Source organism: Alteromonas sp. 5NS40-0096, assembly GCF_057544385.1.
Genome location: NZ_BAAJLQ010000012.1, coordinates 1 through 17,626 on the forward strand (window position 1 = coordinate 1; position 17,626 = coordinate 17,626).

Annotated in this window: 17 protein-coding genes and 4 tRNA genes; 20 read left to right on the forward strand and 1 reads right to left on the reverse strand. The window is 45.2% G+C overall.

The window, feature by feature from the left end:
* Nucleotides 1-202 (forward strand): hypothetical protein (locus AC27G9_RS20645; RefSeq protein WP_487076429.1); only part of this gene is annotated, 202 nt, incomplete at its 5' end.
* A 185-nt stretch (nt 203-387) separates the two neighbouring features.
* On the opposite strand, the gene AC27G9_RS20650 is transcribed toward AC27G9_RS20645, so the two are convergent.
* Entirely contained in the window at nt 388-1,266 is an 879-nt protein-coding gene (locus tag AC27G9_RS20650) for a DUF2785 domain-containing protein (RefSeq protein ID WP_487076431.1), read from the reverse strand.
* A gap of 441 nt (nt 1,267-1,707) precedes the next feature.
* On the opposite strand from AC27G9_RS20650, the gene AC27G9_RS20655 reads away from it, so the two are divergent.
* The 19 genes from AC27G9_RS20655 to AC27G9_RS20745 all read left to right on the forward strand — a co-directional run.
* A complete protein-coding gene (locus AC27G9_RS20655; protein WP_487076432.1) occupies nt 1,708-2,898 on the forward strand; it encodes a hypothetical protein in 1,191 nt (396 codons plus the stop codon).
* Nucleotides 2,899-3,086: 188 nt separating this feature from the next.
* Entirely contained in the window at nt 3,087-4,106 is a 1,020-nt protein-coding gene (locus AC27G9_RS20660) for a hypothetical protein (protein ID WP_487076434.1), read from the forward strand.
* 1 nt (nt 4,107) lies between these two features.
* The gene (locus AC27G9_RS20665) at nt 4,108-5,277 is read left to right on the forward strand and encodes a glycosyltransferase (protein WP_487076435.1); all 1,170 of its coding nucleotides are present in this window, start codon (nt 4,108-4,110) and stop codon (nt 5,275-5,277) included.
* Nucleotides 5,274-6,434, forward strand: coding sequence for a glycosyltransferase family 4 protein (locus AC27G9_RS20670; RefSeq protein ID WP_487076436.1), 1,161 nt, complete (start codon nt 5,274-5,276; stop codon nt 6,432-6,434). The genes AC27G9_RS20665 and AC27G9_RS20670 overlap by 4 nt, the downstream gene beginning before the upstream one ends.
* Nucleotides 6,427-7,029 carry a sugar transferase gene (locus AC27G9_RS20675; RefSeq protein WP_487076438.1) on the forward strand — a complete coding sequence of 201 codons (603 nt, stop codon included), beginning with the start codon at nt 6,427-6,429 and terminating at the stop codon, nt 7,027-7,029. Before AC27G9_RS20670 ends, AC27G9_RS20675 begins: the two co-directional genes overlap by 8 nt.
* The gene (locus tag AC27G9_RS20680; RefSeq protein WP_487076439.1) at nt 7,022-7,696 is read left to right on the forward strand and encodes an acetyltransferase; all 675 of its coding nucleotides are present in this window, start codon (nt 7,022-7,024) and stop codon (nt 7,694-7,696) included. Before AC27G9_RS20675 ends, AC27G9_RS20680 begins: the two co-directional genes overlap by 8 nt.
* Complete coding sequence (locus AC27G9_RS20685) at nt 7,689-8,873, forward strand: DegT/DnrJ/EryC1/StrS family aminotransferase (protein ID WP_487076441.1); 1,185 nt, start codon at nt 7,689-7,691, stop codon at nt 8,871-8,873. Before AC27G9_RS20680 ends, AC27G9_RS20685 begins: the two co-directional genes overlap by 8 nt.
* A complete protein-coding gene (locus tag AC27G9_RS20690) occupies nt 8,860-10,767 on the forward strand; it encodes a polysaccharide biosynthesis protein (RefSeq protein WP_487076442.1) in 1,908 nt (635 codons plus the stop codon). The genes AC27G9_RS20685 and AC27G9_RS20690 overlap by 14 nt, the downstream gene beginning before the upstream one ends.
* A gap of 21 nt (nt 10,768-10,788) precedes the next feature.
* Nucleotides 10,789-11,307 carry a polysaccharide biosynthesis/export family protein gene (locus tag AC27G9_RS20695; protein WP_487076444.1) on the forward strand — a complete coding sequence of 173 codons (519 nt, stop codon included), beginning with the start codon at nt 10,789-10,791 and terminating at the stop codon, nt 11,305-11,307.
* Complete coding sequence (locus AC27G9_RS20700; RefSeq protein WP_487076445.1) at nt 11,307-13,379, forward strand: GumC family protein; 2,073 nt, start codon at nt 11,307-11,309, stop codon at nt 13,377-13,379. Before AC27G9_RS20695 ends, AC27G9_RS20700 begins: the two co-directional genes overlap by 1 nt.
* A 133-nt stretch (nt 13,380-13,512) precedes the next feature.
* Nucleotides 13,513-14,157, forward strand: a complete 645-nt coding sequence (locus tag AC27G9_RS20705) for a hypothetical protein (protein ID WP_487076446.1) — start codon at nt 13,513-13,515, stop codon at nt 14,155-14,157.
* Between the two features lie 70 nt (nt 14,158-14,227).
* Nucleotides 14,228-15,220, forward strand: coding sequence for a UDP-N-acetylmuramate dehydrogenase (gene murB, locus AC27G9_RS20710; protein ID WP_487076447.1), 993 nt, complete (start codon nt 14,228-14,230; stop codon nt 15,218-15,220).
* Nucleotides 15,217-16,194 carry a bifunctional biotin--[acetyl-CoA-carboxylase] ligase/biotin operon repressor BirA gene (gene birA / locus AC27G9_RS20715; protein WP_487076448.1) on the forward strand — a complete coding sequence of 326 codons (978 nt, stop codon included), beginning with the start codon at nt 15,217-15,219 and terminating at the stop codon, nt 16,192-16,194. The genes murB and birA overlap by 4 nt, the downstream gene beginning before the upstream one ends.
* A complete protein-coding gene (locus AC27G9_RS20720) occupies nt 16,184-16,906 on the forward strand; it encodes a type III pantothenate kinase (protein ID WP_487076449.1) in 723 nt (240 codons plus the stop codon). Before birA ends, AC27G9_RS20720 begins: the two co-directional genes overlap by 11 nt.
* A 128-nt stretch (nt 16,907-17,034) precedes the next feature.
* Nucleotides 17,035-17,110: transfer RNA gene (locus AC27G9_RS20725), tRNA-Thr, on the forward strand.
* Nucleotides 17,111-17,119: 9 nt separating this feature from the next.
* Nucleotides 17,120-17,204, forward strand: a tRNA-Tyr gene (locus tag AC27G9_RS20730).
* Nucleotides 17,205-17,240: 36 nt separating this feature from the next.
* Nucleotides 17,241-17,315: transfer RNA gene (locus tag AC27G9_RS20735), tRNA-Gly, on the forward strand.
* Nucleotides 17,316-17,324: 9 nt separating this feature from the next.
* Nucleotides 17,325-17,400, forward strand: a tRNA-Thr gene (locus tag AC27G9_RS20740).
* Nucleotides 17,401-17,467: 67 nt separating this feature from the next.
* A partial coding sequence (locus AC27G9_RS20745) for a GTP-binding protein (RefSeq protein WP_487075891.1) occupies nt 17,468-17,626 on the forward strand: 159 nt, incomplete at its 3' end.

The following is a 17,626-nucleotide window of genomic DNA, read 5'->3' on the forward strand; positions in this document are numbered from 1 at the left end:
GGGCGTGGTGAAAATGCTTCATCTTAGTCTTGAATCCAATATTCGTCCTCTTCGGCTTGGGTACTATGGTCTTTTTACGCCTTCAGTTATCATTTTCTCGATATGTTCTTTGTTTAAGACTGCTCGCGGGCACTACCCTGTGAGAGTCGCCACCGTCCCTCGCCGGTACGGGGCTCCCATTGTGAAAAGCCCACTCAGTTGAGTGGGCTTTTTTTGTTTTAGGCGCAGAAAAAAGCGCCATCTTTATCTTTACTCACTGGGTCTACCCCGTGAGCGTCGTCACCGTCCCTCGCCGTCACGGGGCTCCCATTGTGAAAAGCCTACTCGATTGAGTGGGCTGAAGAAATAGAAAACAACTCAATGAAAACGAGACAATGTTTTCGCATGTCATCTAACTTTTTTGAGTAAAACCAAAGTTAGGTCGTGTATTTTAGTCAGTCTTTCGTTCTTCGCATTGTAGCTCCACAGTAGTAACCGGTTGAGATAGTTTTGAGTATTGTGGAGCGCTGCTAATCCCTCGTTGGTTTGATAAGCTTTGTTCCATGGTGCTTTGTTATATTTCTCAAAATCGTTAAGCCATTCCTGCCAATAGGCTTCATCCAATTCCTCTCTAACCATAAGGTAAACGCTTGCTCTGACTAACCTATCGGGTTCGCCATAATGATAAAAGTGCAGGGTATTGGGGTTGATAGCGGCTTTAATGGCCTGTGATAGAAGACGAAGTTGCTTCGAATCGATGGCTTTATTGAGCGAAAGTTGAAGTACCAGATCGGCTGTGTGAGCAATCTGATGAACATAGCCAATATTAGGATCAAAGCCCGTCAAGTCTGTACTTTGTGTCAGCAATGAAACGCCTGTATCGACCAAAAATTGACGATCTTTTTCTGACAAAAATGGTGTAAATCTATCAACTCTTGCTATCTCTGAGAGCGCGAGAGTTAAAAACGAACGATGATAAGCGGTAATGTCGGTTTGTTTAAAGTGATTAACCGCCTCCAGATAAATTGCCTTCATTTTGGACGAGTCTGGCGGATCGTTTCTGAGCTTGCGGCTCAATTCCATAAACGCGTATTCGTCGCGAATAATTGGGTCAGCTGCACTCAGGCAGGCAATATAGCCGTCAATCGTTTTGCTGTTGTCAGGGTCACTAAACTTAATTTTGTCCGGTTCATTTTGGTCAACATAAGCATTACAACCAGCAAAGGACGGCGCGGTAGCGGTCAAGAATATACAAGCAAATAAATAAATATGTGCACTAGTTCTCATGGGAACATCCATTGATGAATACCCCCTCACTATGAAAAACTTATTCTTGTTATGTTAGATATAATCGACGAATACCTGTTTGCGTCAGATAAACACGGTCTTTTTTCGCTAGACTCAACGTGAGGCTTAGTTTGTGTGTCTATGTAAAGTAACAAATAGGACACGTGCCTGCTTGATGTTGATTTGCCATTGGCGTTTTTATTTGGGTATGTGAGTGTGGTGGGTTATCTAGGTTGAGAACACTTTTAGTTAGTGTGTGCTTACTATGGTGCTGGGCATATTATACATTAGGCCAATTTTGCCTATATTGACTGTTAATTCAAAGTGATATTAAGTACAGTGAATATTTAAATTGGGCATGGTAGTCATGCCGGTTCTTAATAAAACAATAATAATAACAAAATAGCACTTGTTACGACGCAAGTGCGTTGAACGGGTAACATGCGAATTCGATTTTTGGCCGTACATCAAACAGCAGCTGCATTGTTGCTATTCCAAGCTACAGCATTTTTAGTGCCGTGGTTTATTGTGCTATGGCTTTCATTCAGTGAAGATGTCGAAGCTGTGGCTCAGTATAGTTTCCTACTCGCTATTTTTTCTCCAATAGCACTGTTGTGTGCCAGTCCCTCTCGAAATTACTTGTTAAGCAGTGAGCATCTAAGCGACGAGCAAGTCATCGGCATAAGGCTACTTCTCTGCGCCATAGGAGTGCTTTTGGCGCTAGCATTGGGTTCAGTATACGGCGCGGTAACGCTCGCGGTCGCGATCTGTCTTGCAAAATCAACCGAATTTTTCTTCGATCTTCCAATAGCAAAAAACATCAAGAGCAAGCAATCGGGTCGCTTGGCTTGGTTAGCCGTTTTAAAGATTATTGTCATTGCGGTTGGCGCGCTTGTCGTTCTGACTTTTGAGCATTTGCCTTTTGCGCTAACGATCTTGTCTATCGGTTTTGTCGCGGTATCTTGGTGGCAATTTGGCGTGCGAGCAAAAAAGCCTGCCAACCTAGGTAATACCTTTAAATCCATAATTCCTCTGTCTATGAGTGCGTTGGTATTTTCGGTGTATTTTAATATTCCGCGCTATCTTCTGGGCGGGCAAGAAGAGTCAGGTCTGCTGGCTATATTGACGATCAGCAGCTTTTTATTAACGGCACTGCTGGTATTGAATAATGCCTTGTGCCAAGCCCAACTGCACAATTGGTCTAAACTGATCTCGCTCAACGATGCAGTTGGATTAAAACGAAGTGTATACAAAGGGTTAGCTCGAAGCTTAGCCATGTATGTATTGTTGCAAGTATGGCAATTACCTTTGTTGTTCGACGGCTTTTGGGCTGCACACAACAATCTGCAACTGCAAGACCCTAATTACCCAGACATTTTTCGTTGGTTTTTGATTTTGGCGTTTGGTCCCTTGTTGTTCTCGTTTTCTAACTACTTATTAACCGTAAACAAAGAGCACCAACTATTGCTCAAAGTGACAGTTATCAACACATCATTAACGGGGATCATCGCTTGGCTGACGTTTAGTTACATTGGTATTTTTGGACTACTGGCACTGATCTCTTTGAGTGGCGTGTCGCACTCGATTTTTTGTTTCTGGCGCTTCAACTACACTATGAAAAGGTTGGCGTGATGGAACATCTATTTTTCTATTTGTCTATTGGATGTGTAGTCTCCAGGATAATGTGGGAGATGACCTATCACGGCGGTAAATTCTCACCCCTAGCAATTTATAGCTTTTGTTACTTATACTTTTGTTTTGGTCCTTATCTCGCTGATATGCTCGGATACACGATTTATAGTGGCATAAAACGAGATTACATGGATGAGGCATCTATCGCTTTCTTCTTGGCGTTGGTGACTTTGGCACTTTTTCCATCCAATGCGATCGGTAAACTCGACTCCTCGTTTACTCCTGTTATCAAATATCCGGTGTTGGTTAAACAAATCTGTTTGTTATTAATGAGCCTGCCGGTAATGGCTGTGTTTGCGTTCGCATTTATGCGAATCGGTTTTGCTCCTCTTGATAAAGTACAAAGAATCCAAGCGGTAGGTATTGGTCACTATGTGCTGCTTACGCTTTGGCCTTTACTTCTCTTCTGTTTTCTCACTGTAGCGCCGCGTATTGATATGAAAGGTCGAGTGGTTTGGCTATTCCCTCTTATCGTGGTGTTTTACTTTAGCTATTGCTTCTACATGGGCGAACGTGACTTTGCATTGATCAGCTTACCGCTGTTCTTTTGGTTTTATAAAGATCATCGAATTGCGCTTTGGAAGCTCATAGTCGGTGTAACGTTTGCCGTTTTCGGGTTCACCATGATGTCGGCAGGGCGAGGAGACTCATTCGAGGGAGACGGTTTAAGCTCTTTCCTCAATCAAGGTAGTAACCTGATGGTGACGAGCAATGTGCTGTCATGGTTAGATCAAGGTCAGTTAGTGATGTGGGGCGAAAGTTATTTTTCTGGATTCGTCAACATGATGACGCTGGGCGCAATCAAGCTCACCACACCATTATCAATTTGGTTTAGCCGTGAATATTCGCCTGCAGCAAACGATGGCGCATATGGCTTTTCGATAGAGGGCGAGGCGCTCATCAACTTTGGCTACGCCGGAGTACCTTTCTTGTTCGCATTCATCGCTTTTTTCTTGTCTTGGTGTTATCGCGGTTACTTGCTCAACCGCCCAGTGGGCGTGCTGTTGACGTACTTTAATTTGTTTTACTTTATTTACGCCATCAGAGGTGAGTCTCTCATTCTGTTTAAGTCCTTCATATATTGTTTGATATTGTTTTTTGGCCTGTTGTTTATATCGCAACGTGGTCGATTGTATTTTAGGGTATAAGATGATTGTTGACGTCGTGATTGAAAAACGATTTTACGTCTGTTCAAAAGGCAAGGTTTGGACAGAAAATGCGTTTCCCTATGTGTTTTGGACGCGGTATTTGAATCAGTTTGATACTGTTAATATCGTGGCTCGAGTTCATCATGTTGATAAGCCCGATAGGCTGTGGAGTGAAGTACTTGGCGATAAGGTTACCTTGACTGCGCTACCAGGATATATTGGTTTAGGGCAGTTCATACGTGCCATTCCTGCCACAATAAAAGTATTGAAACAACGCAGGGGCCAAGCCAATCGCGCCATTTTTAGAGTACCGGGCGTACTGTCCTGGCTTTATCAAAAGTTTGCCATGGTACGGAATATGCCGTTTGGCGTGGAGGTCGTTGGCGACCCCAGCGATACATTTGCCTCAGGCGCGAGCGCAAATCCTATACGTCCTATTATTCGCGCAGTGTTCATTGCTATGCTCAAAAATCAATGTCGGCGAGCGAAGAGCGCTGGCTATGTTACTGAAATGGCATTACAAAGACGGTATCCTCCTAACCCCCAGGGCTTTTCAACTCACTACTCATCTATCTTGATGGTTGATGAAGACTATCGAGAGTTTCAGTCTCATAACCGGCAACATGAACAATCGATTTTGTGTATTGGCAATTTGTCGCAACCTTATAAAGGCTGTGACACTATGCTTGAGGCGCTCTCCATTTTGAAAAAAAAGGGCGTGTTACTCAATTTAACATGGATAGGCGGCGGCCAACTGCAACCTCAAATGGAGAGTTTGGCAAAACAGTTGGGTGTAGATCAGCAAGTCACATTTACTGGCAACATCGCCGAGCGCGCTGAAATCCGCCAACACATAGATAATGCCGATTTTTTTGTATTGGCTTCTAGGCAGGAAGGATTGCCTCGTGTGGTTATTGAGTCAATGGCACGTGCTAAAGTCTGTGTCGCAACCAATGTTGGTGGTGTTAACGAGCTATTGGCGCCCCAATGGATAGTTGAAAGAGATCAACCCAACGCCTTGGCGGAAACCATTGTTAGGGCTGTGAACTTAACGCCAGAGAATTATGCAAGGGAAGCCGAGACAAACTACGCAATAGCAAAGAACTATCACAATGACGTGCTAACAACGAGGCGAGAACAAATGTATCAATTTTTGAAGGAGGCAATATGAGAGTCCTTCATTTGCTCAAAACTGCTGTTGGCGCAACATGGGCACTAAGACAAACACGAGAACTCGTTAAGCACGGTATTGAAGTGCATCTCGCGCTTCCCGATGGCCCTATGGTGCAACGTTACAATGAGGTTGGCGTCAAAACACATATTCTCGACCCTTCTTTAGTTGTCCCTAAATTGTGGAAGAACAAAGCTGCCGCGTTAGCGCTAAGAAACCTGATTACGGAGATTAAGCCCGATATCGTTCACAGTCATTTTGTGGCAACGACGCTTTTAATGCGGTATGCCATGAAAGGACTGGATATTCCGCGTATCTTTCATATCCCCGGCCCTTTGCACCTTGAGCATTTAGCCTATCGACACCTCGATGTGAATAGCGCTGGCGCCAATGACTATTATCTTGCGTCATGTATTTGGACAAAGGAGGCCCTTGCTCGATTCGGCGTAGAACAAGAAAAAATTGGCCTTGCCTACTACGGTGTCAATGCAGAGGATTTCACCAAGCCGAATAGGGATGCTGAGGATTTACGAGCCATGATCGGCGCGGGAGATTCCACCTTTGTCGTGGGTATGGTGGCATATTTTTATGCACCGAAACCTTATCTTGGCCAAACTCGAGGTTTGAAAGGACACGAAGACTTAATTGATGCCATAGCGATAGTCAAAGCACAACACCCGGATATCAAGTGTGTCATGGTGGGTGGCCCGTGGGGGAATGCGCAACGGTATTACGAAAAAGTAAAACGCTATGCCCAGAAAAAAGTTGGGGACACCTGTGTTTTTCTTGGGAATCGAAATGATGTGCCGTCTTTGTATCCACAGTTTGATTTGGCGGTACACCCGTCGCATTCAGAAAACGTCGGCGGCGCGGTTGAGTCGATGTACGCTAGAGTGCCAACCTTGACATCAAACGTTGGAGGTTTTCCTGATTTAGTGGTCCCAGGTGACACCGGCTACATGGCGGTTTCCAAATATCCGCCAGCCTTTGCTGAACAAATTCTTCGCGCTATCGAAGAAGGTCCCAATCACGATGGCATGGTTGACCGCGCGTTTAATAAAGTCTCGTCTGTAATGAATGTTGAGCATAATGCACTAGAGGTGATGTCATTTTACGATCAGGTGATGAAGCATTGGGAGGCGAAACCTCGTGCTTAAGCGACTTTTAGATATCCTCGTTTCGTTGCTTGCATTGGTTGCGCTAGCGCCTGTGCTATTCGTTTTAGTCATTATGATTAGAGTAAAACTGGGGGCTCCAGTGTTGTTTAGTCAAGCTCGGCCCGGGGTGAATGGCAAAATGTTTACCATGGTAAAGTTTCGAACCATGACAGATGAGCGCGATGAAAACGGAGAGCTACTGCCCGATGAAGTAAGGTTAACTGCGTTCGGCAAATTTTTGCGCAGTACCAGTCTTGATGAACTACCTGAACTTTGGAACGTATTAAAAGGGGATATGAGCTTAGTTGGGCCACGTCCACTATTAGAAAGGTATTTGCCTTTGTATTCCGAACGTCAAGCAAGAAGACACGAAGTACGTCCTGGCGTCACAGGCTGGGCTCAAATCAATGGTCGCAATGCCATTTCATGGGAGCAGAAATTCGAATTGGACGTTTGGTATGTCGATAATCGCTCTATGGCCCTCGACATCAAAATTCTCTGGCTGACAGTACTCAAAGTCGTCCGACGGTCGGATATTACCGATGACAGTGGTGTAACCATGGCACCTTTCACTGGAGACAAACGCAATGACTAGTGTGAACTCATGCGAGAAACGTTTGGTAATTTTAGGTATGAGTGGCCATGGTAAAGTCGTGATAGAAGTGGCTCGCGCCATGGGCTGTTACACCAAGATGCTATGTTTAGATGACAACCCATCGGCCGACACCATTTTAACGGTTCCTGTAGTGGGAAAAATCGCAAGCTTTGTTCAATATGTCGGCCCGCATACCGAGTTTATTGTTGCGATTGGTAACAATGAAATCAGAGAAAAATTTACCATAGATATAGAAAACGCTGGCGGCACCTTAGCAACATTGATTGACCCAAATGCTGTGGTCAGTTCGACATCTTCTGTAGGAGCTGGCTCACTGATTATGCCCGGTAGCATAGTGAATGCTTGTGCACAAATTGGCAGAAGTTGCATTATCAACACAGGGGCAACGGTTGACCATGATTGTCATATCGAGGATTTCGTTCATATTGCGCCCGGCACCAATCTAGCTGGGCAGGTTTCAGTCGGGCGCTGTACTATGATTGGCATCGGCTCTTGCGTGATTCAATGCTGTGAAATTGGCTCACACACTATGATCGGCGCTGGCGCAACAGTCGTTAATCCTATTCCATCTTATGTGACTGCTGTCGGCAGTCCTGCAAAAGTGATTAAGAACAACAAAAATACGCGAGGAGATTCTCATGCTTAATGGACCGTTTTCCCCATGGCCACTATACGATGAAGAGGAACAACAAGCCGTCCTCGCAGTGATGCAGAGCAACAAGGTCAATTATTGGACCGGCCAAGAAGGCCGAGAATTCGAGAAAGAATTTGCCGAGTTTGCAGACTCAGATTACGCCGTCGCCGTCGCCAACGGAACAGTGGCACTAGACCTGTGCTGGCAGTCTTTGGACTTGCCGAAGGGGTCAGAAGTTATCGTGACGTCGAGAACGTTTATTGCCTCAATTTCGTCGATTGTGTTAGCGGGGTTAAAGCCGGTATTTGCCGATCTTGACCTTGATACACAGAATATCACGGCAGCTTCTATTGAAGCGGTACTGACGCCGAATACCTCAGCCGTATTGTGTGTGCATTTGGCTGGTTGGCCTTGCGAGATGGATGACATTATGGCGTTGGCGGATGCCAAAGGGCTTAAGGTTGTTGAGGATTGTGCTCAAGCGCATGGCGCAAAATACAAAGGACGTTCCGTCGGCAGTATTGGCCATATCGGTGCATGGAGTTTTTGTCAGGATAAAATCATGACTACTGCTGGAGAAGGCGGCATGGTTACGACAAATGACAAAGCACTTTGGCAACGAGTGTGGTCGTTTAAAGATCACGGTAAATCCTTTGAAGCCGTCTATGAAAGGCAACACCCTCCTGGTTTCCGTTGGTTGCATGAATCTTTCGGTACCAATTGGCGCTTAACTGAAATGCAGTCAGCTGTTGGCCGCCTTCAGTTGCGCAAGATGGCTAAATGGACAGAGACTCGCTTAGATTATGCAACTCAAATATGGGACACCGCCCAATCATTACAAGGGTTGAGAGTGCCCCAAGTCCCTGCGCATATTCTCCATGCTGCATACAAATGTTACGTGTTTGTCGATGAATCTGCGCTTGTAGAGGGCTGGAATCGAGACCGTATTATGAACGAGATCGTAGGTAGAGGCGTGCCTTGTTTCTCTGGATCTTGTTCTGAAGTCTACTTAGAAAAGGCGTTCGACGGAACGAATTTTAGGCCAGAAGTCGAATTGCCAATTGCCCAAGAATTAGGCCATAGTAGTCTGATGTTCCTCGTTCATCCGACATTGACGAGAGAAGAAATTCAATTGACCTGCGAAACCATCAGAGCAGTAATGAAGGAGGCGGTGGATGAGTGTCATTAACAATTTGTTTAGCCTGCCTACAGCGATAAAACGTCTCATCCTTGTTGTATGGGATGCGGCCGGTTTGTCGTTGGCGTTTGCGCTAGCATATTGGATTCGACTGGGACTAACACCCAATCCGATAGGCAACGCGGAATTCTTATTGTTGCTCGGTAACCTTGTATTCACCATTGGCGTGTTGATGTTACTGAGCCACTACCGTCAAGTGTTAAGGTATTTAGCACTGAAATCGGCATTTGCTATCGTCGGTGGCCTTGTCGCATCTATCGTTTATCTCTTGGTAATGAGCAGTATCTTTAATGCCTTCTTGCCAATGAGTGTACCGATCATCTATTTCACTTTCGGTATGATTTTCGTCGGCGGCCCACGATTACTTATCTACATGGCGAGCCAATCACAGGGTTACTACGAGCGTGAGAAATGTTTGGTATATGGTGCTGAACACGCAGGTCGGGCTTTGGTCCACGCGTTGAATAACGGTAAAGACCTCAAACCTATCGCGTTTATCGATGACAAAAGCCGATATCAAGGCAAAACTATCCTAGGTTTACCCGTAGTGGCGAAGTCTGCCATCACTAAGCTGATTAAGAAGCACCAAGTCAAAAAGATATTGTTGGCAGTTAACAATACTTCTCAAGAACGTCGTAAAGAAATCTTAGTGGCGTTAGAGCCCTATGCTCTCGAGCTAATGACGGTGCCGGATGTCAGTGAGGTTGCCTCAGGTAAACGCAAAATAGACGAACTCAAAGAAGTAAAGATCGAAGAGTTACTCGGTCGCTCGCCCGTACCTCCGATTGCAGAGTTGTTAAAAGAGAACATTACTGGCAAGCACGTATTGGTCACCGGTGCAGGCGGATCCATTGGTAGCGAATTGTGTCGCCAGATAGCGAAAGTGAAACCCGACTCACTCACACTGTTTGAACTCAGTGAATACAATCTATACCAAATTGAACATGAATTGCGTAATGCGCACCCTAAACTCACGATCAATGCCGTCCTTGCTTCCATCCAAGACAACGAAGCGGTACGCAATACAATAGAAAAATACGAGATCAAAACCATTTATCACGCGGCGGCATACAAACACGTGCCTATGGTTGAGAAGAACGTGCCTGCAGGTATTCGCAATAACGTGTTTGGCACCGCCAACGTCGCGCTTATCGCTGCAGAATACCAGGTTGAAAAGTTTGTTTTGGTCTCCACTGATAAAGCCGTTAGGCCAACCAATATCATGGGGGCAACCAAACGCTTTGCCGAGCTATTTGTTCAAGGTCTAGCGGAACTGGGGTCAACAACAGAATACGCGATTGTGAGGTTCGGCAACGTGCTGGGATCATCGGGGTCGGTTGTGCCCGTATTCGAAAAGCAAATCAAAGCCAATGGCCCTATGACTGTTACTCATCCAGATATCATTCGCTACTTCATGACTATCCCTGAAGCGGCCCAGTTAGTCATACAGGCTGGTTCCATGGGGCGAGACGGAGAAGTGTTTGTCCTCGATATGGGTGACCCTGTCCGCATTGCTGATTTGGCTAAAAAGATGGCCCACCTTATGGGGCGAAAAGTCCGTGAAAATGGCGAAGGTGTTGGCGATATTGATTTGGTTTACACAGGTTTACGACCAGGTGAGAAGCTGTACGAAGAATTGCTTATCGACGATGCTGAAACGGAAACCAAGCACCCTCGTATTATGGGGGCGAATGAAATCAAGATAGAGTTCGCTGAAGTCGTGATGTTGCTCGATAGACTGAATTACGCCTTGATTCAACGAGACGAAGATAGCGCGTACGAAATTCTACTTGAAGCGCCTCTTGCCTATACGCCAGCAGCTCACTCAGCTAAGACACTTAAGAAACCGAGCATGACGCCGATACAGGGACAACTGACCGCGTAAATGTTTAAGGTTACTTACTGAGTGAAAACGATAGTCTGGAGCGTGCTCGCCCTTTTTGCGTTGCTTTTTGTGCATAAGAGTAACGCCTCAAATATCCCCATAGGTGTTGGGGACGAGCTCGTGATCGTGGTGTTCAATGAGCCAGAATTAACCTTCGATGCGCGTATCGGCGAATCTGGTGCAATTAAATTTCCCCTCATTGGACAATTAGACGTTGTTGGCAAAACACCTCAAGATGTGACGCAAGAACTCACCACATTGTTGGAAGCTGACTATCTGGTGTCTCCACAAGTTTCAGTGACTATCAAAAAATACCGACCATTTTACATAAAAGGTGAAGTCAAACTCGCAGGGGCTTACGAATATGTTATTGGGTTAACCGTAGACCAAGCGATTGCGATTGCAGGAGGCTTGAGTCAACGGGCGTCGACTAGCAAATGGGAAATAGTGCGGGGATTGGATAAACAGACTTTTGTTGCCACCGCAGAAACCGCAGTGCTGCCCGGTGATATCATTCAAATTCCAGAGAGCTTCTTTTAATGTCGGGAGATCAACAAAAAGAAGAAGTCTCTTTTGATATTGCGGATTTATTCGCCTTCTTGTGGCTGCGCAAGTTTTCTATTGCCATCACTGTCGTTGTGCTGGTGAGCTTTGGTTATTCCTATCTCAAAAGTTTACCCAAACAGTATGCCGCCAGTAGCACACTGCTTCTTAGCGAAGACAGCAGTACCATCTCTCTATCGGGTTTATCTGCACTGACGGGAAAGAATCCCTCTGCCATGGATACTCATATAGAATTTATCCGTTCGCGGAACTTCCTCACTGAAATCGTTGAAGAGAACAAGCTTCAATTTGAAAAAGAATTTTTAGTGCATCGCGGTAAAGACAGGGGGCGCCCAGATGTTGCTCACACGGTAGAAGTGATTCGTGAGGATCTGAGTCTTTCGGTGATCGTCAACACGGACATGCTGAAAGTCAATTTTGTCGCTAAAGATCCAGAACTCGCAGCGCGTATCGTCAATGAGATAGGCCCTGCATTTTTTCGCTACCAAGCCCAAAAAGAGACGGAAAGGGCCCAGAGCGCTTCAACTTGGCTTAATCAGCAAATCGAAAGTATTCGCGAAACGCTAACCCAGTCAGAAGTGAAACTTCAGGACTTTCTTGAAGCGAATAAAATTGTCGATGTGCAGAGCGAAATGACATTGTTACAAAGCGAAATTGTTGCGCTGATGCGCGAACGCATTGTTACGGAAAAGCAACTCAGTGAGATTAATGCTAGCGCTGCGCAAATGGACAGCGTCGGCGGTGATACCTTCGCGGCAGTACAGGTTCCCGCCGTTGCAAGTGCTGAATATGTGAGAGTGCTGCGAAGCCAATACCAAGCGCAATTACTCAATTTTGAAGAAGTCAAAAAGCGCTATAAGCACAAGCACTATCGGTACATAGCAGCAGAAACTGCTGTTAAATCCGTTGAAGAGGAAATGAAATCGACAGTGCTGCAAATCAGGCGAGCTCTGGGTAAACAATCGACAGCATTGGCAGAGCGATTGCGGGATATCGACGGGCAAATAGGAAAAGCGCGAGATCAACATACCGAATTAGGCAATTTAGAAGTGAACTTGACTCGCCTCAAACGAGAAGTCGAGTCTAATCAACAGTTATATGATGCATTTTTAGGAAGGTTACAAGAAGCAGAAGTACTGAAAGATCTCGGTGGTAAAAAGAACTACAGCATTATTGATGTTGCACAGGTACCCAAAGCGCCTGTATTCCCAAGAATGGCGTTGTCTATTGCTGTTATTACAATACTTTCTACCTTTCTCAGTATCATTATTTGGCTTATCGTTCACTTGCTAAGTGACAAACACACGCGGTATAAGCAATTACTCAAGAAACTCGATATCCCTGTATTGGCGGAGATCCCCAATACGACTAGCCGTCTTCCCCAACGAATGCAAAAACGCCGAAAACAACGGGCGAAACAAGCGTTCGACGAGGCAGTGCGTTCTATACGCGCGTCATTGCTGTTACTGGATAATCACGATCCCACGCGAGTCATTCTGTTTACCGGTGTCAGTGGTAAAGATGAAAATGCAAAAATTGCGGAGAATACTGCTCGTTCCATAGGCAATATTGAGCGGGTGTTGCTTATCGATGCCGACATTAATGAGCACTTCCTCAATAAACAGTTTGGTATCGACAAGGAACACAAAGGTTTTACGGACCTAATTAATAAGCGAGCGTCTTTTAGCGATACCATAGTTAAACCTGCAGGTGAAAACATTACCTTGTTGCCGGTAGGTTCTCCATCGAATGATATTGCTGCTATCTATTCCAAAACGCGCACGGGTGCTTATTTACAAAAGCTCAGAGTGTTCTATGAACGCGTGATTATTGCTGCACCCCCGGTCAATACGTCGTCAGAAGGCCTAGTATTATCTCGCAATACTGAAGGCGCTATCATTGTGTGCGACGTGGAGAAGAACGAACCGTCGGAACTCGTCGATGCGATTCAGCATATTCAAGATACTGGAAAACCGATTTTGGGTATTGTACTCATGGGTGTAAAAATACTGCGTAAAAAAGGTAATGAAACCAGAGCGAGACGATAGATAATTGTAAATTTTACGCCTTTTGATTCGAAATTTTCTTATATTATCCAAAAGTCTAATTAGACTTATTGATAATAGTCCTCCTACCACAGATTAAATATCATGCCTGCATTGAAGTAGGGGTATGATAAAAATGAAGAAAATTCTTTCTCTGATAGTGATATTGGGTTTTAGTCTAAAGTCTAATGCGGCTTTGATTAATTTTGACGCTTTTTCGAGTGGCGACGGACTGGCTGCGTACGACGCTTCAACAAATCTCGTATGGTTGGACTTATCTGAGACGACTGGGCTCAGTTATAACGACGCACTAACCACCATCAATGCCATAGATTCTGACTGGCGTTACGCGACCAACGCAGAAGTTAACGCGTTAACGGCAAAAATGTTTCCGTCCTACGCTCCTAATCACGCGTTGCAATATCAAATCAACTGTCCAGCAGGCGACTCGTGCTACACAGAAGCAGAAGCCTGGTTAGACGTTTTAGGTGTGACCCCTGATATCAGCAATGACCAAGTGCAATATAGCTTTGGTTTTTACAGCGATGAAAACAACGTACTACGCATGTCGGGTACACGCATCAATTTCATCACTGAGTTTGCCAACTTGTATGGAGAGAGTTTCGCCGTCGATTATAATTTTTATAGAAACCGCGGTTCTCTTTATAACTATGGCTCGTTCCTAGTGAAAGAAGGCGTTGTTGAAGCAAGCGCGCCATCGGCGTTAGGGTTGCTCGCATTCGGCCTAATCGCTTTACGCGTGAGAAGACGCAAAAGCTAATATTGCCCTTCCTTTTATAGGCATGTTGCCATACCATTGGCGACATGTCTGTTTTGCTTTGAATGCGTAGATGCCATCGCTCACCTCGCTACACACGTTCCAATTACCCTCCACTTGTGACGACGTCCGTACTTTTTCCTCCACAGAAGAACTGTTAACTAAACTCGATTTAACGAGGCCTTACTATTTGTTGGGTGAAGGCAGTAACTCTATTTTTTTGGATGACTTTGACGGCGTTGTTTTACTTAATCAGATTCTAGGAATTGAGTATCACGAATCTACAGATATGCGTCATATACGCGTGGGAGCGGGAGAAAGTTGGCACGCTTTTGTTCAACACTGTATGGAAAACGGCTGGTGGGGATTAGAAAACCTTGCACTTATCCCTGGTACAGTGGGAGCCGCTCCCATTCAGAATATTGGCGCGTATGGTGTTGAAGTTGGCCAGTATATCTCTGCCGTCTATGGTGTAGATTTGGCAACGGGTAAAACGTTACGTTGGTTAAATGAAGCGTGTGAATTTGGCTACCGAGATAGCGTGTTTAAACGTCAATACGCTGGCAGAGTTTGCATCACTCATGTCGATTTCCAATTGCCTAAAACGGTACCTGTCAATGCCAGTTATGGAGAATTAGATTCACTTGTCGCGCCAAGCCATTTAGACGTTTTTCATAAAGTGATAGCCATCAGGCAAAGCAAGTTACCGGACCCTAAGCTGTTGGGAAATGCTGGAAGTTTTTTTAAAAATCCCGTGATAGATAAAAATCAATATCACACATTACTCACTCAATATCCTCAAATGCCATCATTTTCGCTGCCTCTTAATATGGTAAAAGTACCGGCGGCATGGTTTATCGACCAAGCTGGCTTTAAAGGAAAAGAAGAAGATGGCGTCCGCTGTCACCCGACACAGCCACTTGTATTGACCAATACGGGTTCGGCAACAGGTGATAGTGTGTTAAAAATGGCACAGGCTATTATTAATAAAGTACATGACCAGTTTGGTGTTGAACTGGAGCCAGAAGTAAGACTAATAGGTAAGACAGGTTTAATGACATTATGAAGTCCGCCGCACAGCGTGTTCGCAAACAGCTACTGACCTTGTTATCAAATGGAGAGTTTCATTCTGGAGAAGCGCTTGCGCAAACTCTCAACCTTTCTCGGACCGCTGTCGCGGGTCATATCAGTCAATTAGAGCAATGGGGCCTCAACGTCTTTAGAGTAAAGGGCAAAGGGTACCGTTTGGACAAGCCACTGACTCTGCTCAATGCGAAGTCAATTCGAAATGCGATTGAAAAACCTGTAATCCGTGCAAACTTAGATGTCGCCCCAATATTGGCGTCATCTAACGCTACGATGAAAGAACACCTTAAAGACTATCGCAATGGTGACGTGCTACTTGCCGAAATACAAACGGCGGGGAGAGGACGTCATGGCCGAGAGTGGGTCGCGCCTGTCGGGGGGAGTTTAACCTTCTCTATGTATTGGCGTTTTGATGATGGCTACCAAAGCATGTCAGGTTTATCTTTATTGGTTGGGCTGGCGATTTGCCAAGGTTTAGAAAAGATCGGGCTAGATACCGCGCAATTAAAGTGGCCAAACGATGTCTATGTTATGGGTAAGAAATTAGCTGGCGTGCTGGTGGAAGTTGAAGGTCAGATAGGGGCACCTGCCCACTGCGTGATAGGTATTGGTATTAATGTCGATATACCAGAAGATGCTAATGATGTTGGTCAGCCTCACACTGATGTGCGCACGCAATTAGGAAGAGAGGTTAATCGCAATGAACTTGCTGCCGCCATTATCGAGTCCTTATGGTTTTGTTTACCTAAATTTGCTGAAGGGGGCTTCACGCCATTTATCCATGAATGGGTAGCATTAGATTTGTACGCTGATAAGCGAGTGGTACTTAAAATGGGCGAGAAGCGATTTACTGGTATCAATAGAGGCGTCGATAATTCCGGTGCCCTGCTAGTAGAAACCGTCGACGGCATGACTCGTTTTCATGGAGGGGAGGTCAGCTTACGTGGCCACTAATAGAACCTTATTAGTCGACATAGGAAATACCCAGATAAAATTTTGCTGGGTTGATGAACTAGACCAACCCGCTCGAATTGTGCGGCAAGTAGAAGACTTATTTTCTTTTGTCCTCATTCATCCAACGAAAAAAATTTGTTTGGCAAGTGTGTCAAATGAACAAACCATAAACACCATTCAAACATTTTGCTCCGACCAATCTATTATTTTTCAGCAAGTCACCACAGAAAAGTCGGCATTCGGTTTAAAAAACAGTTATGAAAATGTGTCAACAATGGGCGTCGATCGTTGGTTGGCAATGATTGCAGCACAAAAATTGTCCAACAAACCTTTTGTTGTTATCGACATTGGTACCGCCTTAACTTGTGATTTTGTTGCAGATGGTCAACATTTGGGCGGTTGGATCGTGCCGGGTTTTCATTTAATGAAGCAATCATTGACACAAAATACGCAAAGAGTATTCGCAGACAACGAAGTGCCGAATGTGTTGTCGCTCGGAAAACGTACAGAAAACTGTGTCTCCCAAGGTTGTTTAGCAGCACTTCAAGGGGTCTACAGGTCCGCAATTGATTATATTTCCAGCATTCAAACCGATTTTGATGTTTTTGTGACCGGTGGAGACAAAAAAATGCTGACAGAGCTAGATCTTGGTGATAATCTCTCCCCCGCAAATTTGGTGATGCGCGGCCTTGCTCGCTACGCGGAAAATTAACCTATTGCTTTTAATTTGCATCGAACTGGTTCAGAAATGACCAAACGATAAAAAAAGCAAAATTTTTCGCAAAAGGCTATTGCACTGAGTAAATCATTACTCTAGAATGCGCACCCACTTGATGCAGTGCCGACTTAGCTCAGTTGGTAGAGCAACTGACTTGTAATCAGTAGGTCGCCAGTTCGACTCCGGCAGTCGGCACCATCAATCTCAGGAGGGGTACCCAAGCGGTCAACGGGAGCAGACTGTAAATCTGCCGGCTCAGCCTTCGCAGGTTCGAATCCTGCCCCCTCCACCACTTTTTTTGAAATGAGGTGGCCAGAGAATTAGGATTGCGGGCATCGTATAATGGCTATTACCTCAGCCTTCCAAGCTGATGATGCGGGTTCGATTCCCGCTGCCCGCTCCAATCTAAAGTGCTGATATAGCTCAGTTGGTAGAGCGCACCCTTGGTAAGGGTGAGGTCGGCAGTTCAAATCTGCCTATCAGCACCAGTTTTTCTCCCCAGCTCATACAAAGTATATTTTTTTAACTCTAAGTAACTTTGCTGGGATAATAGAAATGGCAAAAGAAAAGTTTGAACGTACGAAACCCCATGTAAACGTGGGTACAATCGGCCACGTTGACCACGGTAAAACTACACTAACTGCAGCAATTACTACTGTTTTGGCAAAAACTTACGGTGGTGACGCTCAAGCATTCGATCAAATCGATAACGCT